General features: G+C 62.9%; 20 protein-coding genes and 7 tRNA genes. 6 read left to right on the top strand and 21 right to left on the bottom strand.

The window, feature by feature from the left end; genetic code table 11:
• Positions 1-95: 95 nt before the first annotated feature.
• Together leuD and leuC are read right to left on the bottom strand one after the other, a co-directional pair.
• Complete coding sequence (gene leuD / locus ACVWZT_RS01285) at positions 96-740, bottom strand: 3-isopropylmalate dehydratase small subunit (RefSeq protein ID WP_457467808.1); 645 nt, start codon at positions 738-740, stop codon at positions 96-98.
• A complete protein-coding gene (gene leuC, locus ACVWZT_RS01290; RefSeq protein WP_289129672.1) occupies positions 737-2,170 on the bottom strand; it encodes a 3-isopropylmalate dehydratase large subunit in 1,434 nt (477 codons plus the stop codon). The genes leuD and leuC overlap by 4 nt, the downstream gene beginning before the upstream one ends.
• A 130-nt stretch (positions 2,171-2,300) precedes the next feature.
• Between leuC and ACVWZT_RS01295 the strand changes: the two genes are divergently transcribed.
• Both ACVWZT_RS01295 and ACVWZT_RS01300 read left to right on the top strand, forming a co-directional pair.
• Positions 2,301-3,179 (top strand): LysR family transcriptional regulator, encoded by an 879-nt coding sequence (locus tag ACVWZT_RS01295; RefSeq protein WP_457467810.1) that lies wholly within the window; start codon positions 2,301-2,303, stop codon positions 3,177-3,179.
• A 61-nt stretch (positions 3,180-3,240) separates the two neighbouring features.
• A complete protein-coding gene (locus tag ACVWZT_RS01300) occupies positions 3,241-6,537 on the top strand; it encodes a PAS domain S-box protein (protein WP_457467812.1) in 3,297 nt (1,098 codons plus the stop codon).
• Between the two features lie 102 nt (positions 6,538-6,639).
• On the opposite strand, the gene ACVWZT_RS01305 is transcribed toward ACVWZT_RS01300, so the two are convergent.
• From ACVWZT_RS01305 to gltX, 12 genes are all read right to left on the bottom strand, one after another.
• On the bottom strand, positions 6,640-7,083 hold the full coding sequence (locus ACVWZT_RS01305; RefSeq protein WP_225776893.1) for an Hsp20 family protein: 444 nt from the start codon (positions 7,081-7,083) through the stop codon (positions 6,640-6,642).
• A 143-nt stretch (positions 7,084-7,226) separates the two neighbouring features.
• The gene (locus ACVWZT_RS01310; protein ID WP_457467813.1) at positions 7,227-8,198 is read right to left on the bottom strand and encodes a tRNA dihydrouridine synthase; all 972 of its coding nucleotides are present in this window, start codon (positions 8,196-8,198) and stop codon (positions 7,227-7,229) included.
• Positions 8,199-8,249: 51 nt separating this feature from the next.
• The gene (locus ACVWZT_RS01315) at positions 8,250-8,684 is read right to left on the bottom strand and encodes an acyl-CoA thioesterase (RefSeq protein ID WP_457467815.1); all 435 of its coding nucleotides are present in this window, start codon (positions 8,682-8,684) and stop codon (positions 8,250-8,252) included.
• Positions 8,685-8,775: 91 nt separating this feature from the next.
• Positions 8,776-9,609, bottom strand: a complete 834-nt coding sequence (locus tag ACVWZT_RS01320) for an alpha/beta hydrolase (protein WP_296234345.1) — start codon at positions 9,607-9,609, stop codon at positions 8,776-8,778.
• Positions 9,610-9,622: 13 nt separating this feature from the next.
• The gene (locus ACVWZT_RS01325) at positions 9,623-10,162 is read right to left on the bottom strand and encodes a TetR/AcrR family transcriptional regulator (RefSeq protein WP_457467818.1); all 540 of its coding nucleotides are present in this window, start codon (positions 10,160-10,162) and stop codon (positions 9,623-9,625) included.
• 169 nt (positions 10,163-10,331) lie between these two features.
• Positions 10,332-10,407: transfer RNA gene (locus ACVWZT_RS01330), tRNA-Glu, on the bottom strand.
• A gap of 42 nt (positions 10,408-10,449) precedes the next feature.
• Positions 10,450-10,525: transfer RNA gene (locus tag ACVWZT_RS01335), tRNA-Ala, on the bottom strand.
• A 61-nt stretch (positions 10,526-10,586) separates the two neighbouring features.
• Positions 10,587-10,662: transfer RNA gene (locus ACVWZT_RS01340), tRNA-Glu, on the bottom strand.
• Positions 10,663-10,704: 42 nt separating this feature from the next.
• A tRNA-Ala gene (locus ACVWZT_RS01345) sits at positions 10,705-10,780 on the bottom strand.
• Positions 10,781-10,833: 53 nt separating this feature from the next.
• Positions 10,834-10,909: transfer RNA gene (locus ACVWZT_RS01350), tRNA-Glu, on the bottom strand.
• A gap of 72 nt (positions 10,910-10,981) precedes the next feature.
• Positions 10,982-11,057: transfer RNA gene (locus ACVWZT_RS01355), tRNA-Ala, on the bottom strand.
• A 334-nt stretch (positions 11,058-11,391) separates the two neighbouring features.
• Positions 11,392-12,873 (bottom strand): glutamate--tRNA ligase, encoded by a 1,482-nt coding sequence (gene gltX, locus ACVWZT_RS01360; RefSeq protein WP_296234343.1) that lies wholly within the window; start codon positions 12,871-12,873, stop codon positions 11,392-11,394.
• Between the two features lie 144 nt (positions 12,874-13,017).
• Between gltX and ACVWZT_RS01365 the strand changes: the two genes are divergently transcribed.
• Both ACVWZT_RS01365 and ACVWZT_RS01370 read left to right on the top strand, forming a co-directional pair.
• Positions 13,018-14,073, top strand: a complete 1,056-nt coding sequence (locus ACVWZT_RS01365) for an HlyD family secretion protein (protein ID WP_457467820.1) — start codon at positions 13,018-13,020, stop codon at positions 14,071-14,073.
• The gene (locus ACVWZT_RS01370) at positions 14,063-15,613 is read left to right on the top strand and encodes an MDR family MFS transporter (RefSeq protein WP_296234340.1); all 1,551 of its coding nucleotides are present in this window, start codon (positions 14,063-14,065) and stop codon (positions 15,611-15,613) included. The genes ACVWZT_RS01365 and ACVWZT_RS01370 overlap by 11 nt, the downstream gene beginning before the upstream one ends.
• 48 nt (positions 15,614-15,661) lie before the next feature.
• On the opposite strand, the gene uvrB is transcribed toward ACVWZT_RS01370, so the two are convergent.
• A complete protein-coding gene (gene uvrB / locus ACVWZT_RS01375) occupies positions 15,662-17,677 on the bottom strand; it encodes an excinuclease ABC subunit UvrB (RefSeq protein ID WP_296234338.1) in 2,016 nt (671 codons plus the stop codon).
• A gap of 286 nt (positions 17,678-17,963) precedes the next feature.
• Between uvrB and ACVWZT_RS01380 the strand changes: the two genes are divergently transcribed.
• On the top strand, positions 17,964-19,160 hold the full coding sequence (locus ACVWZT_RS01380) for an amino acid aminotransferase (protein WP_225776885.1): 1,197 nt from the start codon (positions 17,964-17,966) through the stop codon (positions 19,158-19,160).
• Between the two features lie 62 nt (positions 19,161-19,222).
• Positions 19,223-19,298: transfer RNA gene (locus tag ACVWZT_RS01385), tRNA-Asn, on the top strand.
• A gap of 57 nt (positions 19,299-19,355) precedes the next feature.
• Here the strand turns inward: ACVWZT_RS01385 and ACVWZT_RS01390 are convergent.
• The 6 genes from ACVWZT_RS01390 to ACVWZT_RS01415 form a co-directional block, all read right to left on the bottom strand.
• Positions 19,356-19,913: a DUF1285 domain-containing protein gene (locus ACVWZT_RS01390; protein ID WP_296234335.1), complete on the bottom strand. Its 558-nt coding sequence runs from the start codon at positions 19,911-19,913 to the stop codon at positions 19,356-19,358.
• 10 nt (positions 19,914-19,923) lie between these two features.
• Positions 19,924-20,529: a DUF4823 domain-containing protein gene (locus tag ACVWZT_RS01395; protein WP_457467823.1), complete on the bottom strand. Its 606-nt coding sequence runs from the start codon at positions 20,527-20,529 to the stop codon at positions 19,924-19,926.
• 66 nt (positions 20,530-20,595) lie between these two features.
• Positions 20,596-21,564 carry a GTP 3',8-cyclase MoaA gene (locus ACVWZT_RS01400; RefSeq protein WP_457467825.1) on the bottom strand — a complete coding sequence of 323 codons (969 nt, stop codon included), beginning with the start codon at positions 21,562-21,564 and terminating at the stop codon, positions 20,596-20,598.
• Positions 21,565-21,669: 105 nt separating this feature from the next.
• Positions 21,670-22,305, bottom strand: coding sequence for a TetR/AcrR family transcriptional regulator (locus ACVWZT_RS01405; RefSeq protein ID WP_003260720.1), 636 nt, complete (start codon positions 22,303-22,305; stop codon positions 21,670-21,672).
• A 371-nt stretch (positions 22,306-22,676) separates the two neighbouring features.
• On the bottom strand, positions 22,677-23,459 hold the full coding sequence (locus tag ACVWZT_RS01410) for a TatD family hydrolase (protein ID WP_289129650.1): 783 nt from the start codon (positions 23,457-23,459) through the stop codon (positions 22,677-22,679).
• 30 nt (positions 23,460-23,489) lie between these two features.
• A complete protein-coding gene (locus ACVWZT_RS01415) occupies positions 23,490-24,476 on the bottom strand; it encodes a DNA polymerase III subunit delta' (protein WP_296234329.1) in 987 nt (328 codons plus the stop codon).
• Positions 24,477-24,509: the final 33 nt, after the last annotated feature.

A 24,509-nucleotide genomic window follows, 5' to 3' on the forward strand; every position in this document is an offset into this window, starting at 1 on the left:
CCAGCTGCCACAGGAAACCCACAGTATCCAAACCTGCGGTAATCCTGTGGCCGCTGGCTTGCCGGCGATGAGGCCAGCAAACCCAACGCCATCATTCAGGCATCCCGGAACAACCAGGGCTGCGCTGCGCGGTGTCTACCTTCGAAGGCCTTGATCGCGTCGCTGTCCTGCAGGGTCAGGCCGATGTCATCCAGGCCGTTGAGCAGGCAGTGCTTGCGGAACGCGTCGATCTCAAAGTGCAGCACCTTGCCATCCGGACGGGTCACCGCCTGCGCCTGCAGGTCGATGACCAGCTGGTAGCCCGGGTTGGCTTCGACCTGCTTGAACAGCTCGTCGACTTCCTCATCGCTGAGAATGATTGGCAGCAAGCCGTTCTTGAAGCTGTTATTGAAGAAGATGTCGGCAAAGCTCGGCGCGATCACGCTGCGGAAGCCGTACTCGTCCAGCGCCCACGGCGCGTGTTCACGGCTGGAACCGCAACCGAAGTTCTCCCGCGCCAGCAACACGCTGGCACCCTGGTAACGTTCGTGGTTGAGTACGAACTCCTTGTTCAGCGGGCGCTTGCTGTTGTCCTGGTAGGGTTGGCCCACGTCCAGGTAGCGCCACTCGTCGAACAGGTTGGGGCCGAAACCGGTGCGCTTGATCGACTTGAGGAACTGCTTCGGGATGATCTGGTCGGTGTCGACGTTGGCACGGTCCAACGGAGCGACGAGGCCAGTGTGCTGGGTAAAGGCTTTCATGCTGCGCTCCCTTGGATCAACTCGCGGACATCGATGAAGTGGCCGGTCACCGCGGCGGCGGCGGCCATGGCCGGGCTGACCAGGTGGGTACGGCCACCGGCGCCCTGGCGGCCTTCGAAGTTGCGGTTGGAGGTGGACGCGCAGTGCTCGCCGCTCTCCAGGCGGTCCGGGTTCATCGCCAGGCACATCGAGCAGCCTGGTTCACGCCATTCGAAACCGGCTTCGAGGAAGATCTTGTCCAGGCCTTCGCGCTCGGCCTGGGCCTTGACCAGGCCCGAGCCCGGCACCACCAGCGCCTGCTTGACGTTGGCAGCGACCTTGCGGCCCTTGGCGATCGCGGCCGCGGCGCGCAAGTCTTCGATGCGCGAGTTGGTGCACGAGCCGATAAAAACGCGGTCAAGCTTGATGTCGGTGATCGCTTGATTGGCGGCCAGGCCCATGTACTTGAGGGCACGTTCGATCGAACCACGCTTGATCAGGTCAGGCTCGGCAGCCGGGTCCGGCACGCGCTGGTCGACGGCCAGGACCATTTCCGGCGAGGTACCCCAGCTGACCTGCGGCTTGATTTGCCCAGCGTCGAGTTCGACCACGGTGTCGAACACCGCGTCAGCGTCGGAAACCAGGCCTTTCCAGGCTGCGACCGCCTGCTTCCACTGCTCGCCCTTGGGCGCGTACGGGCGGCCTTCGACATAGGCGACGGTGGTATCGTCCACCGCCACCAGGCCTACGCGGGCACCGGCTTCAATGGACATGTTGCAGATGGTCATGCGGCCTTCCATCGACAATTCGCGAATGGCGCTGCCGGCGAACTCCATGGCGTGGCCATTGCCACCGGCGGTGCCGATCTTGCCGATCACCGCCAGGACGATGTCCTTGGCAGTAACGCCGGCAGACAACTGGCCTTCCACACGCACCAGCATGTTCTTCATTTTCTTGGCGACCAGGCACTGGGTCGCGAGCACGTGCTCGACCTCGGAGGTACCGATGCCATGAGCCAGGGCACCGAAGGCGCCGTGGGTGGAGGTGTGCGAGTCGCCGCAGACCACGGTCATGCCCGGCAAGGTGGCGCCCTGCTCCGGGCTGATGACGTGGACGATACCCTGGCGCTCGTCGTTCATCTTGAATTCGACGATGCCGTATTCGTCACAGTTTTCGTCGAGGGTCTGCACCTGCAGGCGCGACACTTGGTCGACGATGGCTTCGATACCGCCCTTGCGCTCCGGCGTGGTCGGCACGTTGTGGTCCGGCGTGGCGATATTGGCATCGATGCGCCAGGGCTTGCGGTTGGCCAGGCGCAGGCCTTCGAAGGCCTGGGGCGACGTCACTTCGTGAATGATGTGGCGATCGATGTAGATCAGGGACGAGCCGTCATCACGGCGCTTGACCTCATGGGCTTCCCAGAGTTTGTCGTAGAGCGTTTTGCCAGCCATCAGACTGTTCCTCATCAGCGTCTTTCTATGCCAAAGACCCCTTGGCTTGTGCGGTCGATGCTAGGGCGTTAGATTGAATAACTCAAATTCATAATTTTTATGCTTTGGATAACCAACAGGAATTCTGCCCATGGACCTCGCCAACCTGAGCGCCTTCATCGCGATTGCCGAGACCGGCAGCTTTTCCGGGGCAGCGGAACGCCTGTTCCTGACCCAGCCGGCGGTCAGCAAGCGCATCGCCGGCCTGGAACAGCAACTGGACGTGCGCCTGTTCGACCGGCTGGGCCGCGAGGTGACCCTGACCGAGGCTGGCCGCGCCTTGCTGCCCCGTGCCTACCAGATCCTCAATGTCCTCGATGATACCCGCCGTGCGCTGACCAACCTGACTGGCGAAGTCAGCGGTCGCCTGACCCTGGCCACCAGCCATCACATCGGCCTGCACCGGCTGCCGCCGCTGTTGCGGGCGTTTACCCGCCAATACCCGGCCGTGGCACTGGATATCCAGTTCATGGATTCGGAACAGGCCTACGATGAAATTCTGCATGGCCGCGCCGAGATTGCCGTGATCACGCTTGCGCCCGAGCCACACCACCTGATCAAGGCCATCCCGGTGTGGGACGACGCCCTGGACTTCGTGGCCGCTCCTGAGCACACACTGGCCGCCAACCAGGCGGTCAGCCTGGCCGACGTCGCCCGTCACCCGGCGGTGTTCCCGGGCGGTAACACCTTCACCCACCATATCGTCCAGCGCCTGTTCGAAAGCCAGGGCCTGACCCCGAATATCGCCATGAGCACCAATTATCTGGAAACCATCAAGATGATGGTGTCGATCGGCCTGGCCTGGAGCGTGCTGCCGCGCACCATGCTCGACGAACAGGTTGCACCCATCGCTTTGCCGGGCATACAGCTGTCGCGCCAGCTAGGCTACATTTTGCACACGGAGCGTACGCTATCGAACGCAGCGAGGGCTTTCATGGCCTTGCTCGACAGCCACGCGGGGCCCGCCTGACCGGTCGTCAGCCCGGTTTTTTCATCCCAAGGACGCGTCATACGCCAAAGGTCTGGTACCGATGCCCAAATCAGCGAACCGTTTTCCGCGCCTGCCGCGTATCCCGGCGGTCGATCCCCAAGAGTCGGAACAGGCCTGGCAGAACGCCCCGCAACTGCTGGCCGCACTCAACGGGGCCCGGCTGGGCGCCTGGCTGTGGGACATACAGACCGGCCGGGTGAGCTGGTCGCGGGGCACCCAGGCGCTGTTCGGCTTCGACCCGCACAAGCCACTACCCAGCGATATCGACTACCTCGACCTGCTGCCGGAGGAGGACCGCGCCCGTACCCGCCAACTGTTCCAGGCCGTGGTCAACGGCGAGCCGGCAGAAAAAGCCATGCGCCACCGCATCCGCTGGCCCGATGGCAGCCTGCACTGGCTGGAAATCAACGGCAGCCTGACCCACGACCGGCAAGGTCGCCCGCAGATGATCGGAGTCATTCGTGAAATCACCCGCCAGCGCGAACGGGAAACGGCGCTGATCAACTCGGAAAAGCGCTTCGCCACCCTGTTTCACCTCAGCCCCAACGCCATCCTGCTGACCCGTCGCGACGACGGCATGATTTTCGAGGTCAACCAGCACTTCGAAAACATGTTCGGCTGGCCCGGCAGCCAGGTGATCGGCAAGACCAGCCTGGAACTGGGCTTGTGGGCCAACCCCGAACAGCGCCACCAACTGCTGGAATTGGCCCGTCACAACAGCGGCCCGCTGAGCCTGGAAGTCCAGTTCCGCGCCGTCGGCGGCAAGATACATGACGGCATCCTCTGCACCCAGGGCATTGAGCTGGAGGGTGTGACCTATCTCCTCAGTACCTTCATGGACACCACCGAGCGCAAACGCGCCGAGCAGGCCCTGAAGGACAGCCAGGAGCGCCTCGATCTGGCCCTGGACTCGGCACAGCTGGGTACCTGGGACTGGCATATCCCCAGCGGCATGCTCTATGGCTCGGCCCGCGCCGCACAGCTGCACGGCTTGCCGCCGATCCCCTTTCACGAATCGTTCGACGCGTTTTTCGAAGGTGTGCCGGAGCAGGAGCGCAACGTGATGCGCCAGGCCTACCGCAGCCTGCGCGAAGGGCCCGCCGGCAATTACCAGATCACCTACCAGGTTCAACTGGAAAACGGCGTTTCGCGCTATATCGAAAGCCGCGCCCGGCTGTACCGCGACGAGCAGGGCAACCCGCTGCGCATGGCCGGCACCTTGCTCGACATCACCGACCAGGTGGAACGCGAGCAGCGCCTGAGCGCTTCGGAAGAGAAGTTCGCCAGCCTGTTCCAGGTCAGCCCCGACCCCATCTGCGTCAACCGCCAGGACACCGGCCAGTTCATCGAGATCAACCCGGCGTTCACCCAGACCTTCGGCTGGGGCGCAGACCAGGTCATCGGCCGCACCGCCGAGGAAATCGGCTTGTGGGCCGAGACCTTCGAGCGTGCGCAACGCATCGAGCGAGTGATCCGTGAGCAGGCCCTGAGCAACGTAGCCGTGGTGGTCAACCACCGCAACGGTGCACCGTTGACCTGCGTGATTTCCAGCCGCCTCATCACTGTCGATGGCCAGCCCTGCAGCGTGACGACCCTGCGCGATATCACCCAGCAGCAGCGGGCCGAGGCAGCGCTCAAGTCCAGCGAGGAGAAGTTCGCCAAGGCCTTCCACTCCAGCCCCGACGCGATCACCATCACCGAACGCTACAGCGGCCGTTACCTGGAAATCAACGACGGCTTCTGCCGGCTGACTGGCTACAGCGCCGCCGAAGTGGTCGGCCGCACGGTGTACGAGGTGGGCATCTGGGCTGACGACAAGCAACGCAGCGCCCTGCTGGCAGAACTGCGCGAGCGCGGCCGGGTGCACCACCGCGAGATGCTCGGGCGCAACAAGCGTGGCGATATCCTCACCGTGGAGGTGTCGGTCGAGCCCATCACCCTCAACGAGGTCGACTGCCTGCTGCTGAACGCCCGCGATGTCAGTCAGTTGAAGAACGCACAAGCGCAGATTCGCCACCTGGCCTACCACGACCCGTTGACCAACCTGCCCAACCGCGCCTTGCTGATGGACCGCCTGAGCCAACAGATCGCCCTGCTCAAGCGCCACAACCTGCGCGGCGCGCTGCTGTTCCTCGACCTCGACCATTTCAAGCACATCAACGACTCGCTGGGCCACCCGGTGGGCGACACGGTGCTGAAGATCATCACCGCGCGGCTGGAAGCCAGCGTACGCCTGGAAGACACCGTGGCACGCCTGGGTGGTGACGAATTCGTGGTGTTGCTGAGCGGCCTGGAGGGCAGCCGTGATGCGGTCGAAGAAAAAGTTCGTGAACTGGCCGATACCCTGCGTGAACTGCTGGCCGAACCGATGTCACTGGACGGCCAGCGCCTGCAGGTGACGCCCAGCATCGGCGTCGCGCTGATCCCTGACCACGGCGCCACACCGGCCGACCTGCTCAAGCGTGCCGATATCGCCCTGTACCGGGCCAAGGATTCCGGGCGCAACACCACCCAAATGTTCCACACCACCATGCAGAAGGCCGCCAGCGAACGCCTGCGCATGGAGAACGACCTGCGCCTGGCCCTGGCGCGCGGCGAACTGGCGCTGCACTTCCAGCCGCAAGTCGATGCACGTGACAACCGCATCATCGGGGCCGAGGTATTGCTACGCTGGCACCACCCGCAACTGGGCCAGCAGCCACCGGCACAATTCATTCAGGTATTGGAAGAAAGCGGCCTGATCCTGGAAGTCGGCAGCTGGATTCTCGATGAAGCCTGCGACGCCTGTGCCCGCATGCTGGCCGACGGGCTGGTCGAGGCAGACAGTTTCAGCCTGTGCGTGAACATCAGCCCACGACAGTTTCGCCAGAACGACTTTGTCGGACGGGTGCTGCGCAGCCTGGACGACTACCGTTTGCCTCGGCAGATGCTGAAACTGGAGATTACCGAAGGCATCGTCATCCAGAACCTGGAGGACACCATCAGCAAGATGCGCGAGCTGAAGCGCTACGGGGTGAGTTTCGCGATGGACGACTTCGGCACCGGCTATTCTTCGCTGACCTACCTGAAGCGCCTGCCGGTGGACGCCCTGAAGATCGACCAGACCTTCGTACGCGATGCGCCGATGGACCCCAACGACGCCGAAATCGTCCGCGCCATCGTCGCCATGGCGCGCAGCCTGGACCTGGCGGTGATTGCCGAAGGGGTGGAGTTGAGCGAGCAGCTGGAGTTTCTGGAACGGTTGGGGTGCCACTTGTACCAGGGATACCTGCACAGCCGGCCGTTACCATTGCCGGAGTTTCGGCAGATGTTGCTGGAGGCGCCGGCAAATTACTGAAACTGACATGGCCGCCCCTACGCGACGCTGCGCGCAAGGCTTACAACAGTGGAACAAAAAAAGGGCACCCCCAAGGGGGCGCCCTTTTTCACATCGGTGCGATCAGTTCAGCGCTGGCTGTTCGCCGTTGATCGGGATGCGCTTGGCCTTGGCTTCTTCAGGCACGATGCGCAGCAGGTCGATGCTGAGCAGGCCATTGGCCAGGCCGGCAGCCTTGACTTCAATATGGTCGGCCAGGCGGAAGGACAGCTTGAAGGCACGTTGCGCAATACCCTGATGCAGGTAGGTCACCTCTTCGGCGCCGTTGTCGCGCTTGCCACCGGACACGGTCAGGACACCTTTCTCGACCTGCAGATCGAGGTCCTGCTCCTGGAAGCCGGCTGCGGCTACCACGATGCGGTACTGGTCATCGCCATGCTTTTCCACGTTGTAGGGCGGGTAGCTGCTACCGGCCTCGTTGCGCGCCGCAGATTCGAACAGGTCGTTGAAACGGTCGAACCCTACGGAATGGCGGAACAGTGGAGCGAGAGAGAAAGCAGTGTTCATGGTCATTAACTCCTGAGATTCAGCAAGTAAAGTCACTACGCGACCCGACTTCGGCATCGCGTACTCAAGAGATAGGGTCGGGAGAACGGCTTTCAAGAGGCACAGCAAAAAAATCTTGAATCAGTGCCCGTGCAAGCGCCGGATCAGGCAACGCAGGCCGTCACCGCTTGCGCTTCACCCCCCAGCAGGCGACTGATACGTGCGCAGTCGTCTTCCCGACGCAATTCGGCGAAAAGCACCACCGCCTCGGGGTAACTGCGGGTCAGCATCGCCAACCACTGCTTCATCCGTCCCGGCGCATAACGCGGCGACAGCTTGGCCTGGGCCTGGCGCCAGAATTCGCGCAGCAACGGCAGCAGGTCGCTCCAGGCCATCGGCAGGTATTCCCGCCCATCCCGCGCTGCGGCTATCTGCAGGCCAAGGTCGGGACGCGAGACCAGCCCGCGGCCGAGCATGATGTGTTCGGCACCACTGACTTCACGGCAGCGCCGCCAGTCGTCCACGGTCCAGATCTCGCCATTGGCGAACACCGGCACCTTGACCACATCCTGTACCCGCGCCACCCACTCCCAATGGGCCGGCGGCTTGTAACCTTCGACCTTGGTCCGCGCATGCACCACCAGATGCGCCGCCCCCCCCTCGGCCAGAGCGGTGGCACAGTCCAGCGCGCCGTCGGGGCTGTCGAAGCCCAGGCGCATCTTCGCCGTCACCGGGATATGCGCCGGCACGGCGCTGCGTACCTCGCGCACAATGGCGTGTAACAATTCCGGCTCCTTGAGCAGCACCGCACCGCCGCGCGACTTGTTCACAGTCTTGGCCGGGCAACCGAAGTTCAGGTCGATCACCGGCGCCCCCAGCTCGCACGCCAGCGCGGCGTTTTCCGCCAGGCACACCGGGTCGGAGCCCAGCAATTGCACGCGCATGGGTACCCCGGCGGCAGTCCGGGCGCCGTTGCGCAACTCGGGCGCCAGCTTGTCGAACGAAGCAGGCGGCAGCAGGCGGTCGCACACGCGAATGAACTCGGTGACGCACCAGTCGATACCGCCGACGCGGGTCAGCACGTCGCGCAGGATGTTGTCGACCAGCCCCTCCATGGGGGCCAGGGCAATTTGCATGTCGGGGTCTCGGCGGAAAAAGCCGGCAGTCTAGCAAAGATTGCCGGCGTTTCAGGCGCCGATCAGCGCCGGGCCGTAACCGTCGAGGAATTCCGCCGGCATGCGCCTGGGCTTGCCACTGGAGAGTTCGATGCAGGCGAAGGTGGTCTGGGCGCGCAGCAGGGTCACGCCGTCGCGCGGGCGCTTGAGCTGAAAGCGCCGGGTCATGCGCAGGCGCTGGTCCCAGTCGATGATCCAGGTGGCCAGCTGCAACTCGTCGTCTTCATAGGCGGCGGCCAGATAGTCGATCTCGTGGCGGACCACGGCCATGGCCCGATCCAGCCGGCGGTATTCGGCCAGGTCCAGGCCCAGGCGTTGCGAGTGGCGCCAGGCGCAGCGCTCCAGCCAGGTCACGTAAACGGCGTTGTTGGCGTGGCCGAGGCCATCGATATCCTCGCCACCGACGCGCAGATCGATGACGAATGGTGTTGCCAGGTCCCAGCTCATGTTCGCTTCCTTGACGCAAAAGTGGATTTAGCAGCGACCTGCGGGGGAATGTCCAGAGCTTCTGTGCCTGCCTCGGGGCCCGGCGCGTCGATCAAGCACTTTGCCGCGCTGGCGCAGCTGCCTGGGCCAGCAGTTCGAGCACCGCTTCACCCAGGCGCGGGTCAGCCAGCACGCGCTGGTGCCCGCCCTCCTCCAGCAGCAACAGCCGGCTGTCGAACCAGGCCTTGTGAATGGCTTGGGCTTCGCTGACAGGCACCAGCTCGTCATCGGCGGCATGCACCACCAGCCCCGGCAGCTCCAGCTGATAACCACTGACATCGAGCCGCGCAATCTGCATGCCGACGTCGCGCTCCACCTGGCGAATGAACGCGGCCCGCGCCCGTGCAGGCAACCCCAGGCGATGGGCAAAACCACGCAGTACGCCGAGCAGTTGCGCCGGCGCAGCGATACTCACCGCCGCTTCGGCGCGCAGGCCCATCTGCAACGCCAGCAACACACTGGCACCGCCCATGGAATGGCCAATCACCGCGCGCAGCGGCGGCAATTCGGCGGCAGCCTCCAGCAATGCCCGGGCAAACAGCACCACATGCGCCTGCTCGCCAGGTGAACGACCATGCCCCGGCCCTTCCAGCGAGACCACGGTGTGCCCGGCCTTGACCAAGGTCTCGATCAAGGCGGCAAACTGGCTCGGGCGCCCTTCCCAACCATGCATCAACAGCACGGTGGGCCCGTTGCCCCAACGCAACGCGGACAAGCCGAAGCGCAGGGTAATGCGCTCGGCGCTGGCCAGCACAGGCAGCTCCCACTGCCTTGGCGGCAGGTTGCGGGGGGTCATGAATGCACGGCGCATCTTGCCCGCAACGTGCTCCGGGGCCAGGTGGCCCAAGGTGCCATTGACACCACGAATCCAGCTCAGGGTCGTCATCGCCATGCTCCCGTCAGAGCACCGCCGATTTGGCAGCGCGTAGAATGCGGTCAGACAGCTCGCTGGTGCCCAGGGCACGGGCCAGGGCCAGGCCGCCTATCATCAGGGCCAGGTCGGCCAGGGCCTTGTCGGCGTCTTCAGGGCGGTCGACCATGGCGGCTGTCATCAACTCGATGTGTTCGGCCAGCACTTCGCGAAAAGCCTCCGGCAGGCGCTGCATTTCGCCCAGTGAGTTGGGCAACGGGCAGGCATGCACCTCGGCATCGCGATGTTTGCGCGACAGGTAGAAGGCGCCGGCCAATGTCCGTCGCTCGGCACCTTCCAGGCCGGGATCGAGCTGGGCCAGCAACGCCCGGCGCTCGACCAGCAACTGGCGGAACGCCTCGAGCATCATTTCGTCCTTGCTGTCGAAATGGGCATAGAAACCACCGACAGTCAGCCCTGCCGCCCCCATCACCTGGCTGACGCTGGGCTCAGCCGGGCCATGCTGGATCAAGGCGCTGCGCGCCGCTTCGAGAATGCGTTCACGGGTTCTGTTTTTCTTGTCGCTCATCAGAGACTCGCCGATGGGATATGATGACCGTAATATTATTCTCATCATATTTTTCCGCAAGTGGATTCAACTGCCATTTGTCGGCCAGGCTTTTTTTAGGGGGGAGAAAAACAAAAGGCCCATTCAATAAGCGAATGAGCCTTAAAGATCCGCAATACGCGGGTAAAAGTGGCGTCCCCTAGGGGACTCGAACCCCTGTTACCGCCGTGAAAGGGCGGTGTCCTAGGCCACTAGACGAAGGGGACGTAACCTTCGCGAAGATCCACGTGCGTGGACCCTGGCATAAATGGTGGAGCTAAGCGGGATCGAACCGCTGACCTCCTGCATGCCATGCAGGCGCTCTCCCAGCTGAGCTATAGCCCCGAAACAAAAGGCTCATCAATAATCGACGAGCCTTTTTAAGCCCTGCAAAACGCAGGAAAAGTGGCGTCCCCTAGGGGACTCGAACCCCTGTTACCGCCGTGAAAGGGCGGTGTCCTAGGCCACTAGACGAAGGGGACGTAACCTTCGCGAAGACCCACGTACGTGGACCCTGGCATAAATGGTGGAGCTAAGCGGGATCGAACCGCTGACCTCCTGCATGCCATGCAGGCGCTCTCCCAGCTGAGCTATAGCCCCGGATTTCTAGCCTCTCGGCCCAGCGACATCCTGAAACATCGCTTGTGCAAAACTGGCGTCCCCTAGGGGACTCGAACCCCTGTTACCGCCGTGAAAGGGCGGTGTCCTAGGCCACTAGACGAAGGGGACGAACCTTCTTACCTTCAAGACCCGGTTGCTGGACCCGATCTTGCTCGACAGCCTTGGCTGTCAAACGGAATTTGGTGGAGCTAAGCGGGATCGAACCGCTGACCTCCTGCATGCCATGCAGGCGCTCTCCCAGCTGAGCTATAGCCCCACAATGTCGCTCTGAACCGAAGCGCTGGCTGGGTGCCTGGCGTTTCGTTTTCGTTCATCGCTGTGGACGGGGCGCATATTAAGATCGGATTGCAGGGCTGTCAAACTAATTTTTCAAAATATTCAAAAAAATTTTCACAGATAACAATCACTTACCACCCTACCCCGGTAAATCGAAGCGCCGCGCCCGTGCAGGAGCGGCCTCGTGTCGCGAAAGGGCCGCAAAGTGGCCCCAGCAATTTTTGCGTTACAACTGAAATCGCGGGACCGCGTTGCGGTCCCTTCGCGGCACAAGGCCGCTCCTACCGGGCTCAGCCAAGGCCTTTGGAGCGCTATCAGGCGATGGACGCCAGAAGCTTTTCCCATTCCTTGTTTTCTTTCTTCGACACGCCACCCAGCAGGTCCAGGGCCTGGCGCAGGCGGTAGCGGGTCAGGTCCGGGCCAAGGATTTCCATGGCATCGAGCACCGACACCGAGCTGGCCTGGCCGGTGATGGCGGCGAACATCAGCGGCATGGCGTCACGCAGCTTCAGTTCCAGCGCGTCGACTACCGCCTGGATGCAACCGGTGATGCGCTCCTTTTCCCATTGGCGCAGGCTTTCGAGCTTCCACAGGATCAGCTGGATCACCTGGCGCACCTGGTCGGCCGACAGTTTCTTGCTTTCGAACAGTTTGGCGTCGAGCTTCAGCGCACCTTCGAAGAAGAACCCGCCCAGCGGGGCAACCTGGCTGAAGGTTTCCACCCGGCCCTGCACGTGCGGGGCAATCTTCATCATGTAGTCGCTGTTGAACGCCCACTTCTGCAGGCGCGCGGCGAACTCTTCGACTGGCAGCTCGCGCAGCCACTGGCCGTTCAGCCAGGACAGCTTCTCGATGTCGAAGATCGGGCCACCCAGCGAAATACGCGACAGGTCGAAGTGTTCGACCATCTCCGCCAGCGAGAACTTCTCGCGCTCGTCCGGCATCGACCAGCCCATGCGGCCCAGATAGTTGAGCATCGCCTCGGGCATGAAGCCCATGCGCTCGTAGAAGGTCACCGAAGTCGGGTTCTTGCGCTTGGACAGCTTGGACTTGTCCGGGTTACGCAGCAGCGGCATGTAGCACAGCTTGGGCTGCTCCCAGCCGAAGTATTCGTACAGCTTGATCAGCTTGGGCGCCGATGGCAGCCACTCTTCGCCGCGCAGCACGTGGGTGATGCCCATCAGATGGTCGTCGACCACGTTGGCCAGGAAGTACGTCGGCAGGCCGTCGTTCTTCATCAGCACCTGCATGTCCATGCGGTCCCACGGGATCTCTACATCGCCACGCAGCATGTCCGGGACCACGCACACGCCTTCGCTCGGCACCTTCATGCGGATCACGTGCGGCTCGCCAGCGTCCAGGCGACGCTGCACTTCCTCGGCGCTCATCAACAGCGCGCGGCCATCGTAGCGCGGGGTTTCGCCACGAGCCTGCTGTTCGGCACGCATCTGCTCCAGCTCTTCGGCGGTGCAGAAGCAATAGAAGGCATGGCCTGCGTCAACCAGTTGCTTGGCATATTTCGCGTAGATCTCGCCGCGCTCGCTCTGCCGGTACGGGCCGTGCGGGCCGCCGACGTCCGGGCCTTCGTTCCATTCGATGCCGAGCCAGCGCAGGGCATCGAAGATCTGCTGTTCCGACTCGCGCGTGGAGCGCAGCTGGTCGGTGTCTTCGATGCGCAGGATGAACTCACCGCCGTGCTGCTTGGCAAAGCAGTAGTTGAACAGGGCGATGTAGGCAGTGCCGACATGGGGGTCGCCGGTAGGCGATGGCGCGATACGCGTGCGTACGGTGGTCATGGAAGGTCTCGAACGAAAGATGAAACAAAGGCGGGATGTTAGCAGGAGGCAGGCACCGGGCTCCAGCAATGGCGCGAACGACACTTGTCGATAGCCACCATGCCGCTGTTAAATTTGTTTACATTTTCCCGAACGATAGTGCCCATGCCTGCCCAACTCAAACGTCGCTTGCTGGCCTTCTTCATCCTGGTGGCGACCGTTGCCCTCGCCTTCCTGGGCCACTGGTACCTCAAGGGGCGCTTCTACGAAAGCACCGACAACGCCTACGTGCAGGGCGAGATCACGCGCATCTCCAGCCAGTTGGGCGCGCGTATCGATGCCGTCGCGGTCGAGGACAACCAGCACGTGAACAAGGGTGACCTGCTGGTGCGCCTGGAGGCTGCCGACTTCGAACTTGCCGTGCAACGTGCTCGCGCCGCCCTGGCCACCCGCGAGGCCGAACAGCTGCAGGCAGAAAGCCGCCTCACCCAGCAGGCCAGCCTGATTGCCGCAGGCCTGGCCCAGGTGGCGGCAAGCCAGGCCACCTTCGACCGCTCGCGCCTGGACCTGAGCCGCGCCGAGAAGCTGCGCAAGCCGGGCTTCGTCTCGGAGGAACGGGTCACCACGTTGTCGGCCGACAGCCATGTCGCCGGCTCGCAGGTCGACAAGGCCCGCGCCGACCTGCAAAGCCAGCGCCAGCAGGTCAACGCGCTGAGCGCTGAACTCAAGCGCCTCGATGCGCAAATCGCCAATGCCCGCGCCGACCTGGCCCAGGCCGAACTGAACCTGACCCGCTGTGAAATACGCGCGCCGATCAGTGGCACCATTGGCCAGCGCAATGCACGTGACGGCCAGGTGGTGCAGGCCGGTGCCTACCTGCTGTCGATCGTGCCGGACGAAGACATCTGGGTGCAGGCCAATTTCAAGGAAACCCAGATCGGCCGCATGCAGCCCGGGCAACGCGCCGAACTGTTGTTCGACAGCTATCCCGACACACCGATCGAAGGCCGGGTCGACAGCCTGTTCGCCGCCTCAGGCGCCCAGTTCAGCCTGTTGCCGCCCGACAACGCCACCGGCAACTTCACCAAGGTGGTGCAACGCATTCCGGTCAAGCTGACCTTCCGCGCCGACAACCCGCTGCACGGGCGCATCCGCCCGGGCATGTCGGTGACCGCCACCGTCGACCTGCGCAGCGAAGACGAAGGCCGAAATGGCCGGTGACGTGTTGCTCAGGCCCACTGCGGAGCCGACCCGGCGCGACTGGATCGCGGTAATGAGCGTGATGCTCGGCGCCTTCATGGCGGTGCTGGACATCCAGATCACCAACTCGTCGCTGAAGGACATCCAAGGCGCATTGTCGGCGACGCTGGAGGAAGGCTCGTGGATTTCCACCTCGTACCTGGTGGCGGAGATCATCATGATTCCGCTCACCGCCTGGCTGGTGCAACTACTGTCGGCGCGGCGCCTGGCGGTGTGGGTATCCGGCGGCTTCCTGCTGTCGTCGCTGCTGTGTTCGATGGCCTGGAACCTGGAAAGCATGATCCTGTTCCGCGCCCTGCAGGGCTTTACCGGCGGAGCATTGATCCCGCTGGCCTTCACCCTGACCCTGATCAAGCTGCCCGAGCACCACCGTGCCAAGGGCATGGCCATGTTTGCCATGACCGCCACCTTCGCCCCCTCGATCGGCCCCACCCTGGGTGGCTGGCTGACTGAAAACTGGGGCTGGGAATACATCTTCTACATCAATATCCCGCCCGGTCTGGTAATGATCGCCGGCCTGCTGTACGGGCTGGAGAAGAAGGACGCACATTGGGAGCTGCTGAAAAGTACCGACTACGCCGGTATCGTCACCCTGGGGCTGGGGCTGGGCTGCCTGCAGGTGTTTCTGGAAGAAGGCCACCGCAAGGACTGGCTGGAATCGCAACTGATCGTCGGCCTCGGCAGCATCGCCCTGGTCAGCCTGATCACTTTCATCATCCTGCAGTTTTCCAGACCACAGTCACTGATCAACCTGCGCATCCTCGGCAACCGCAACTTCGGCCTGGCGAGCATCGCCAGCCTGGGCATGGGCGTGGGCCTGTATGGCTCGATCTACCTGTTGCCGCTGTACCTGGCACAGATACAGGGCTACAACGCCTTGCAGATCGGTGAGGTGATCATGTGGATGGGCATCCCGCAGCTGTTCCTCATCCCGCTGGTGCCGCAGTTGATGAAAGTGGTGTCGCCCAAGGTGTTGTGCGCCTTGGGGTTCTGCCTGTTCGGTGCCGCCAGTTTCGGCTCGGGGGTGCTCAACCCGGATTTCGCCGGGCCGCAGTTCAACCATATCCAGATCATCCGCGCCATCGGCCAGCCGATGATCATGGTGACCATCTCCCTGATCGCTACGGCGTATATCCAGCCGCAGGATGCCGGGTCGGCGTCGAGCCTGTTCAATATCCTGCGCAACCTGGGCGGGGCGATCGGCATTGCGCTGCTGGCCACGCTGCTGGATGCGCGGACCAAGGTGTACTTCGATTACCTGAGGGAAGCACTGGTGCCAAGCAACCCTCAGGTGGCGGAGCGCCTGGCACAACTGGCAGAGCGACTGGGAAATGACAACGCCGCGCTGGGTAAATTGAGCGAGATTACCCATCAGCAGGCGTTGATCATGGCCTACAACGATGCCTTCCACTTTGTCGGCATCGGCTTGGCGGTGAGCATGGTGGCGGTGCTGATGACCCGCAAGCTGCCGGAGGGGCTGAAGGCCGGGGAAGCCCATTAGGCTTGCTACAGATGCGGCGCGGTCCTGTTGGAGCGCCCCCGCCAGGCTTCAGCTGGTAATCAACCGCTCCCGCAGCTGGGCAATCTCGTCGCGCAATTGCGCCGCCGCCTCGAATTCCAGGTCGCGGGCGAACTGCATCATCTTCTCTTCCAGCTGCTTGATGCGCTTGGTGATCTCGCCTGGCGTGCGCAGCTCGGCCTCGTAACGGGCACTCTCCTCCGCTGCCTTGGCCATGCCCTTGCGCTTCTTGCTGCGCGCGCCAGGCACGGTGGCACCTTCCATGATGTCGGTGATGTCCTTGACCACGCCCTTGGGCACGATGCCATGGGCCTGGTTGAAGGCGATCTGCTTCTCGCGACGGCGTTCGGTTTCGTCGATGGCCCGCTGCATCGAACCGGTAATCTGGTCGGCGTACAGAATGGCCCGGCCATTGAGGTTGCGCGCCGCGCGGCCGATGGTCTGGATCAGCGAGCGCTCGGAGCGCAGGAAGCCTTCCTTGTCGGCATCAAGGATTGCCACCAGCGACACCTCGGGCATGTCCAGGCCCTCGCGCAACAGGTTGATGCCAACCAGCACGTCGAAGGTCCCCAGGCGCAGGTCACGGATGATCTCCACCCGCTCGACGGTGTCGATGTCCGAGTGCAGGTAACGCACCCGCACGTCGTGGTCGGCCAGGTAGTCGGTGAGGTCTTCGGCCATGCGCTTGGTGAGCGTGGTGGCCAGCACCCGCTCGCCTTGTGCCACACGCTTGCGGATTTCCGACAGCAGGTCGTCGACCTGGGTCAGCGCCGGCCGCACTTCCACCTGGGGGTCGACCAGGCCGGTCGGGCGCACCACCTGCTCGACCACGCGCCCGGCGTGCTCGGCCTCGTATGGGCCCGGCGTGGCGGACACGAAAATGGTCTGCGGGCTGACCGCCTCCCACTCGTCAAAACGCATGGGCCGGTTGTCCAGCGCCGAGGGCAGGCGGAAACCGTATTCGACCAGGGTTTCCTTGCGCGAGCGGTCGCCCTTGTACATGGCGCCTACCTGCGGAACGCTGACGTGGGACTCGTCAATGACCAGCAGAGCATCAGGCGGCAGGTAGTCGTAAAGGGTCGGCGGCGGCGCACCGGCCGGGCGCCCGGAGAGGTAGCGCGAGTAGTTTTCGATGCCGTTGCAGTAGCCCAGCTCCAGGATCATCTCCAGGTCGAAGCGGGTCCGTTGCTCGAGGCGCTGCGCCTCCACCAGCTTGTTGGCCTTGTGCAGGTATTCCAGACGGTCCCTGAGCTCTTCCTTTATGCCTTCGACCGCATCCAGCAGGGTTTCCCGCGGGGTTACGTAGTGACTCTTGGGGTAGAAGGTGAAACGCGGCAGCTTGCGGAAGACCTCGCCAGTCAGCGGGTCGAAGGCGGCGATGTTCTCCACCTCGTCATCGAACAGTTCGATGCGGATCGCCTCGAGGTCCGATTCGGCCGGGAATATGTCGACCACATCGCCACGCACGCGGAAGGTGGCGCGGGCGAAGTCCATCTCGTTGCGGGTGTATTGCAGGTCGGCCAGGCGTCGCAGCAGCGCACGCTGGTCGAGCTTGTCGCCGCGGTCGACGTGCAGGACCATCTTCAGGTAGGTCTCCGGGCTGCCCAGGCCGTAGATGCACGAGACCGTGGTGACGATGATCGCATCGCGCCGCTCCAGCAGCGCCTTGGTTGCCGACAGGCGCATCTGCTCGATATGGTCGTTGATCGACGCGTCCTTCTCGATGAAGGTATCGGACGACGGCACATAGGCTTCGGGTTGGTAGTAGTCGTAGTAGGAAACGAAGTACTCCACCGCGTTGTTGGGGAAGAACGCCTTGAACTCGCCATACAGCTGCGCGGCCAGGGTCTTGTTCGGCGCCAGCACCAGGGTCGGGCGCTGCACCTGCTGGATGACGTTGGCAATGCTGAAAGTCTTGCCCGAGCCGGTCACCCCGAGCAACGTCTGGTGCGACAACCCCGCCTCGATGCCTTCGACCATCTGGCGAATGGCCTCGGGCTGGTCGCCGGCCGGCTGGAAACGGGTGACGAGCTGGAACTCGGACATGACGGACCTCGCGGTGTTGCGGCAACTGTAAATTTAGCCAGTAGTCTATACCTAAATGCGGACGCCGGGGGTGCTTTGACGGCATGGCCGTGAATGCTTGTTACGGTGGACCTGGCATTTAGACCAATGGTTGTAAAATATTTGCGCAAATGGCTGGAAAAGCTGCGCCATAGTGTCGCGGTGACCGGCCGGTATCACTATACTGACACCCCGTTTGTGCACCGCTTCAGTGCATTCGGCTGGAGCGTGTACGTCCTATCACACTCCAATCAGAGCCAAGGTAACAATGAGCCTGTTTTCCGCTGTCGAGCTGGCACCCCGCGACCCTATTCTGGGCCTCAACGAAGCATTCAACGCCGACCCACGTACCGACAAGGTCAACCTGGGCGTGGGCGTTTACTGCAATGAGGAAGGCCGCATTCCGCTGCTGCGTGCCGTGATCGAAGCCGAGACCCAGCGTGCTGCCCAGCACGCCTCGCGCGGCTACCTGCCGATCGACGGCATCGCCTCCTACGACCAGGCTGTACAGAAGCTGCTGTTCGGCGCCGAGTCGCCGCTGCTGGCCGCTGGCCGCGTGGTCACCGTGCAGGCCGTGGGCGGTACCGGCGCGCTGAAGATCGGCGCCGACTTCCTCAAGCGTATCTCGCCGAACGCCGTGGTCGCCATCAGCGATCCGAGCTGGGAAAACCACCGCGCCCTGTTCGAATCGGCCGGCTTCCCGGTGCAGAACTACCGCTATTACGACGCGCCGACCAACGATGTCAACCGCGCCGGCATGCTGGAAGACCTGAACAAGCTGCCCTCCGGCTCGATCGTGGTATTGCACGCCTGCTGCCACAACCCAACGGGTGTCGACCTGAACCTGGACGACTGGAAAAACGTGCTGGAAGTGGTCAAGGCCAAGGGCCACGTGCCATTCCTCGACATGGCCTACCAGGGCTTCGGTGACGGCATCGCCGAAGACGCCTTTGCCGTACGCCTGTTCGCCGAGTCTGGCCTGGAGTTCTTCGTGTCCAGCTCGTTCTCCAAGTCGTTCTCGCTGTATGGCGAGCGCGTCGGTGCGCTGTCGATCGTCACCGCGTCCAAGGACGAAAGCACCCGTGTGCTGTCGCAGGTCAAGCGCGTGATCCGCACCACCTACTCCAACCCGCCGACCCATGGCGCAACCATCGTCGCCACCGTGCTGAACAGTGCCGAACTGCGCCAGATGTGGGAAACCGAACTGGCCGAAATGCGCGAGCGCATCCATGGCATGCGCAAGCAGATGGTCGAGCTGCTGGCCCAGTACGGTGCCAAGCGCGACTTCAGCTTCGTTGGCCGTCAGGTCGGCATGTTCTCCTATTCGGGCCTGACCGTGGAGCAAGTTGCCCGCCTGAAGAACGACTTCGGCATCTATGCCCTGGACACCGGCCGCATTGCAGTAGCCGCACTGAACCAGAGCAACATCCACGTGGTCACCAAAGCCATCGTCGAAGTGCTGTAACTGCTTGATTTGGCAGGGGGTGGCTTGACTTCCCCCTGGCAATCAGTAAGATACGCGCAGATTCCGCGATAGCTCAGTCGGTAGAGCAAATGACTGTTAATCATTGGGTCCCTGGTTCGAGTCCAGGTCGCGGAGCCAAACACTGAAAAAGCCCCCGGATGCGCAAGCACCGGGGGCTTTTTCGTTGCATCGCCGTCAGCAGCGCCCGATCGGGTAAAACACACCGTGGCTCCACACACCCAGCCACTCCTCGCCATCGATCTCCCGCGGTACTGCCAGTTCCACCAGTTGGTAGAACACGTTGCGATGGATCAGGGCTTCGAGGTTGCTGCGCATCAACACATACGGCGACGGCTCCTGGGTCTTCGGGTCGATCACCACGCGTAGCGGATTGGCAGGCCCGGCCTCCACCTGATCCTCGACATTGCTGGTGAAGCGCAGCACCTGCTGCTCCCCTTCCCCCTGAACGTCCAGCGCCACCGCCACGAACGGCGCATCGTCCACGCGGATGCCCACTTTTTCCACCGGGGTCACCAGGAAATAGGCATCGCCATCGCGGCGGATGATGGTGGAAAACAGCCGCACCATCGGCTTGCGCCCGATGGGGGTGCCCAGGTAATACCAGGTGCCATCGCGGGCGATGCGCATGTCAATGTCACCGCAGAAATCCGGGTTCCACAGATGCACTGGCGGCAGGCCCTTGACCTTGGGAAGCTGCGCAAGAAGATCATTGGCCTTGCCGGAATCGCTCATCGCGCCTGCCTCATTCACTCATGCCCAGAAGGCTACGAGCGTACTCGCGCATCGGCGCCGCAAGCAAATCTTCCGGGGTATTATCGTGCAGCGTCAACAAACCGCCACGGCTCTTGATACGCGCAGTGTCGATCAGGTAACGGGTGTTGGTCTCGATCAGCATCATCTGCACCACGCCGGTGTCCCAGCCCAGGCGGTCGACCGCCTGTTCGTCGTACCATTCGTCGCCGTTCCCGATTCGGTCGTCGGTACGGGCAAAGCGGGTGTACAGCACATAATCGGCCCCCACCGAGCGTGCCTGGGCGATGGCCTCCTCCAGGCCCAGCGGGCCCTGGGCACGGCGTACCAGCGGGAAGTATTCGACGAAACTCTTGAACGCCTGCTCGGCCACTGCGTTCTGCCGTGGCACCGGCCCCTTGCCCGGCGGCACGAACGCGCCCTGGCCGATGAAGATGAACGAATCGGGCTGCAGGCGAATCGACAGGGTGCGACGGGTATCGCTGTGGTCCAGCAAACCGGCATCGCTCAAGTGATAGCGGACGCCCTCGCCCATATCGCTGAAATTCATACAACCGCCCAGCGCCATCAGCGCCAGCAGCAAAACCAGGCTACGCATCTTTCCTCCAGTTGCCGGCGACGAAAAACCGGCGGATAGCCGGCGGATGCAGCTTTTGCGCCAGCTTCAGCCGCCGATCACCTTCATCACCATCACGTCACCGGAAAAGGCTACATCCTGCTTGTCTGCCAGGGCCTTGACCAGCAGGCGCTGCAGGGCTGGGAGCGCCTGGTGGCGCGGCTTTTCCAGCAAATCGCCAACGAAGTGGCGATTCCCCGACGACAGACAGCCATGCAACCAGCCCGTAGACGACAGGCGCAGCCGTGAGCAGCTGCGGCAGAACGGTAGGCTCTCGTTGGCAATTACACCGAAATGGCCTTTGCCCGAGATTTGATAACGCAAGGCGGTGGCGTCCAGCGGCGCGTCCACCTGGGCAAAGGCATGCTTTTCAGCGATCAAGGCCAGCAACTGATCAAGGCCGACGAATTGCTGCAAAAAGGCGTTGTGGTCACGGGCCAGGTGCCCCATGCGCATGAGCTCGATGAAACGCAGTTCGAAACCGCGCGCCAGGCAGTAGTCCAGCAGCGGCAGCACCTGGTCGAGGTTGTGCCCGCGCATCGGTACCATGTTCACCTTGACCTGCATGCCAAGCGCGCCAGCCTGCTCCATGCCCGCCAGCACACTGGCCAGGTCACCCCCGCGGGCAATGCGGCGAAAGGCCCGAGGGTCCAGCGTATCAAGGGAAATATTGAGCCGGCGAATACCCGCCGCCTGCAGCTGTGGCAATTTGCGCGTCAGCAGCTGGCCATTGGTGGTCAGCGAGATATCGTTGAGGTCGAGTCTGGCCACAGCCGTCAGAAAGTCCCCCAGACGCGGGCTGACCAGTGGCTCTCCGCCAGTGATACGCAACCGCTCGATGCCAGCTGCCTCGATAAGGTAGGCGACACCACGGGCCAGAGAAGCTGCCGGCAACTCGTCCTGCGCCGCCACCAGGCGCTTGCCGTCAGGGACGCAGTAGGTGCAGGCATAATTGCAGGCAGCCGTCAGGCTGACACGCAGGTTGCGAAATCGCCTGCCTTGACGATCGACGATCATGAATGACTCCGGCATGGGTGGTGGGGCCGACAAAACCTGACTTATAAATCAGGTTTTTGCAAGCCCCCACTTCATGCCGGTTTCAGGTGCAACCCTCGAAATGCGTCAGTTCGAGGGTTCCGGGTCGCGTTTGCGCTTGTTGCCCATGCGTACGCCAATGTCCATGAGGAACTGGAAGAAGCCTTCCTGGTCCTCCAGCACGTTGCTCCAGAACGGCGAGTGGTACAGCGCCACGGCGCCATGCACCAGCGCCCAGGCTGCACAGTAGTGGAAATACGGCGGCACGTCTTCGAGCTTGCCTTCGCTGATACGGCCCTTGATCAGCTGGGTCAGGCGGTCGAAGTTGGAAGCACGGATGCTGTGCAATTGCTCGACCATTTCCGGTACCTGGTTGCCCTTGACCACCTTTTCTTCCAGACGGTCGAACAGCCGGTAACGCTGCGGATCGCGCATGCGGAACTCGAAGTAGGCGCGCGACAGGGCTTCCTTGTCGCGGTCAACGTCGGCCGAGTGCAACAGCGCGTTCAGGTCGCGCTCGTAGTCGAGCATCAGGCGCAAGTAGATTTCCGCCTTGGACTTGAAGTGCTTGTAGATCGTGCCTTTGCCGATGCCCACGGCGTCGGCGATCATCTCGACGGTGACGCTGTCTTCACCCTGTTCGAGGAACAGTTTGAGCGCGGTATCGAGGATTTCCTGTTCGCGACGGCGAAACTCACGGACCTTACGAGGTTCTTTCTGCATAGGAAGGACTGGATGACAATCGAAGCGGTTTATTATGCCTAACTTGCGGGAAATTGCACGGATCATCCACGCATGTCTATGTTTCATGATGCATACAGCCATGCGCTGCGGGAGGAATGAAACGCCGGCGTATTCCAAATCTGTTTAAAAAACGACCAACAGACACTGGCACTGCGCCAAACCTGGCCAATACTTCAAGTGTTGGCGCGGCGCATCCCCCCCAAGTGGCGCGCCGATAAAGGTGCTCAGGGACCGCGTACCTTTGTTTTACTCCTAATGGTCTTAACCCGGATTCCCCCCCAGAACCCGGGTTTTTTTTGTGTGCTTGCGCGGGGCATCAGGGCGGGGGCGACTGGCCCCTGCTTTGTGAATCAAGCCACGCGTGCCAGCGGGAACAGCCGCTTGAAGTTGGCCGTGGTCTGTTCGGCCAGCTGCTCATAACTGGCCCCCCGCAACGAAGCCACATACTCCGCGACCTCACGCACGTACTGTGGCAGGTTTGGCTTGCCACGATGAGGGATCGGCGCCAGGTACGGCGAATCGGTTTCCACCAGCAGCCGATCGACCGGCACCTGCCGCGCCACCTCACGCAGGGCATCGGCATTACGGAATGTGACGATGCCAGAGAGTGAGATGTAATACCCCAGGTCCAGCGCAGCCTTGGCCATCGCCCAGTCTTCGGTGAAGCAGTGCAACACGCCCGCCTGCGGCAAAGCAGCTTCGCGCAGCAGCGCCAGGGTATCGGCGCGCGCCGCGCGGGTATGCACGATCACCGGCTTGCCGGTCTGCCGCGAAGCCTCCAGGTGCAGGCGGAACGAAGCCTGCTGCAGCTCGGCAGCCTCCGGCTCGTAGTGGTAATCCAGCCCGGTTTCGCCAATCGCCACCACATGCGGGTGGGCCAGCTCGCGCAGCAGCCACTCCAGCGCCGGGGTTTCCCCCGGGGCCAGATCCAGCGGGTGCACGCCCACCGAGCAGTCGACATCAGCATACCGCTCGCTCAGCGCCTTCACCGCGCCGGCATTTTCGGCACTGACGCCGATACACAGGAAATGCCCGACCCCGCGCTCCCGCGCCGCCTGCAAGGCAGCATCGAGAGAGCCCTGGTGGGCGCTGAGGTCAAGCCGGTCAAGGTGGCAATGGGAATCTACGAGCATGAGATAACGGCACACATGAAAAAATGAAAATCAGCGGGCGCCCGGCAATTGCAGCCAGTGGGCCAGCAGCGACTCAAGCAACAGGGCGCGATTGAGGTTGGCCTTGCCCAGTACCTTCTGGCGTTGCTCCAGGAGCCACGCCTGCACCTCCAGCACCTTGGCCTGACGGCTCTTCTGCGCCAGGTACTGGACTACCTTGCGCATATCGGCCAAGCCTAGCCCCTCCTCGTCCTGGGTCAATTGGTAGCGCAGGATCAGCTGCGCCCAATCGCAGAACCAGTCGAACAGCAGCAGCAGCGGCACGTTGTTCCAGGCTTCGGCCAGCTGGCTGGGCGATTGCTGCTGCTTGAGCAGTTTCTTCACCCCGTCAGTCACCAGCGCCCGCTGCTCGCGCACACCTTGCGCCTGCAGGCTGACTGCCATCAACGGTGAGCCGGCAGCCAGCGTCAGCAATTCATCACGCTCGGCCTCGTCACTCTCCGGTAGCGCACTCGCCAGCCAGGCCCGGCTCTGCGCCAGGCTGGGCTGCGGGCAGGCAACCTGCTGGCAGCGGCTCTTGATGGTAGGCAGCAAGCGACTGGGCTGATGGGAAACCAGCAGCAGCACGGTATCGCCGGAAGGCTCTTCGAGGCTCTTGAGCAGGGCGTTGGAGGCGTTGACGTTCATCGCTTCCACCGGCTCGATCAGCACCACCTTGCGCCCGCCCTGCTGTGCCGTCTGCACCACGAAAGCCACCAGGTCGCGCACTTGGTCGACCTTGATCGGCTTGTCGGCTTCCTCGGGTTCGAGGACAAAATTGTCCGGGTGGCTGCCGGCCTTCAGCAGCAGGCAGGCCTTGCACCCACCACAGGCCTCCAGGCCTTGGGGTTGCTGGCACAGCAGACGCGCCATGAGGCGCTCGGCCAGCGCCCGCTTGCCGATGCCCTGCGGCCCGTGCAGCAGGTAGGCGTGAGCGTGCCGGCTGCGGCCGGCCAGTTGTTGCCACAGGGCCTGCTGCCAGGGAAAGACTTCAGCCATGGGTGGCAATACGCTCGACAGGCAAACCGCGCC

The organism is Pseudomonas sp. TE21394, from assembly GCF_054057835.1.

What these genes read in the sequence shown, in the direction of transcription:
- leuD (WP_457467808.1), bottom strand. Translation starts at nt 740, where the DNA reads ATGAAAGCCTTTACCCAGCACACTGGCCTCGTCGCTCCGTTGGACCGT.
- leuC (WP_289129672.1), bottom strand. Translation starts at nt 2,170, where the DNA reads ATGGCTGGCAAAACGCTCTACGACAAACTCTGGGAAGCCCATGAGGTC.
- ACVWZT_RS01295 (WP_457467810.1), top strand. Translation starts at nt 2,301, where the DNA reads ATGGACCTCGCCAACCTGAGCGCCTTCATCGCGATTGCCGAGACCGGC.
- ACVWZT_RS01300 (WP_457467812.1), top strand. Translation starts at nt 3,241, where the DNA reads ATGCCCAAATCAGCGAACCGTTTTCCGCGCCTGCCGCGTATCCCGGCG.
- ACVWZT_RS01305 (WP_225776893.1), bottom strand. Translation starts at nt 7,083, where the DNA reads ATGAACACTGCTTTCTCTCTCGCTCCACTGTTCCGCCATTCCGTAGGG.
- ACVWZT_RS01310 (WP_457467813.1), bottom strand. Translation starts at nt 8,198, where the DNA reads ATGCAAATTGCCCTGGCCCCCATGGAGGGGCTGGTCGACAACATCCTG.
- ACVWZT_RS01315 (WP_457467815.1), bottom strand. Translation starts at nt 8,684, where the DNA reads ATGAGCTGGGACCTGGCAACACCATTCGTCATCGATCTGCGCGTCGGT.
- ACVWZT_RS01320 (WP_296234345.1), bottom strand. Translation starts at nt 9,609, where the DNA reads ATGACGACCCTGAGCTGGATTCGTGGTGTCAATGGCACCTTGGGCCAC.
- ACVWZT_RS01325 (WP_457467818.1), bottom strand. Translation starts at nt 10,162, where the DNA reads ATGAGCGACAAGAAAAACAGAACCCGTGAACGCATTCTCGAAGCGGCG.
- gltX (WP_296234343.1), bottom strand. Translation starts at nt 12,873, where the DNA reads ATGACCACCGTACGCACGCGTATCGCGCCATCGCCTACCGGCGACCCC.
- ACVWZT_RS01365 (WP_457467820.1), top strand. Translation starts at nt 13,018, where the DNA reads ATGCCTGCCCAACTCAAACGTCGCTTGCTGGCCTTCTTCATCCTGGTG.
- ACVWZT_RS01370 (WP_296234340.1), top strand. Translation starts at nt 14,063, where the DNA reads ATGGCCGGTGACGTGTTGCTCAGGCCCACTGCGGAGCCGACCCGGCGC.
- uvrB (WP_296234338.1), bottom strand. Translation starts at nt 17,677, where the DNA reads ATGTCCGAGTTCCAGCTCGTCACCCGTTTCCAGCCGGCCGGCGACCAG.
- ACVWZT_RS01380 (WP_225776885.1), top strand. Translation starts at nt 17,964, where the DNA reads ATGAGCCTGTTTTCCGCTGTCGAGCTGGCACCCCGCGACCCTATTCTG.
- ACVWZT_RS01390 (WP_296234335.1), bottom strand. Translation starts at nt 19,913, where the DNA reads ATGAGCGATTCCGGCAAGGCCAATGATCTTCTTGCGCAGCTTCCCAAG.
- ACVWZT_RS01395 (WP_457467823.1), bottom strand. Translation starts at nt 20,529, where the DNA reads ATGCGTAGCCTGGTTTTGCTGCTGGCGCTGATGGCGCTGGGCGGTTGT.
- ACVWZT_RS01400 (WP_457467825.1), bottom strand. Translation starts at nt 21,564, where the DNA reads ATGATCGTCGATCGTCAAGGCAGGCGATTTCGCAACCTGCGTGTCAGC.
- ACVWZT_RS01405 (WP_003260720.1), bottom strand. Translation starts at nt 22,305, where the DNA reads ATGCAGAAAGAACCTCGTAAGGTCCGTGAGTTTCGCCGTCGCGAACAG.
- ACVWZT_RS01410 (WP_289129650.1), bottom strand. Translation starts at nt 23,459, where the DNA reads ATGCTCGTAGATTCCCATTGCCACCTTGACCGGCTTGACCTCAGCGCC.
- ACVWZT_RS01415 (WP_296234329.1), bottom strand. Translation starts at nt 24,476, where the DNA reads ATGGCTGAAGTCTTTCCCTGGCAGCAGGCCCTGTGGCAACAACTGGCC.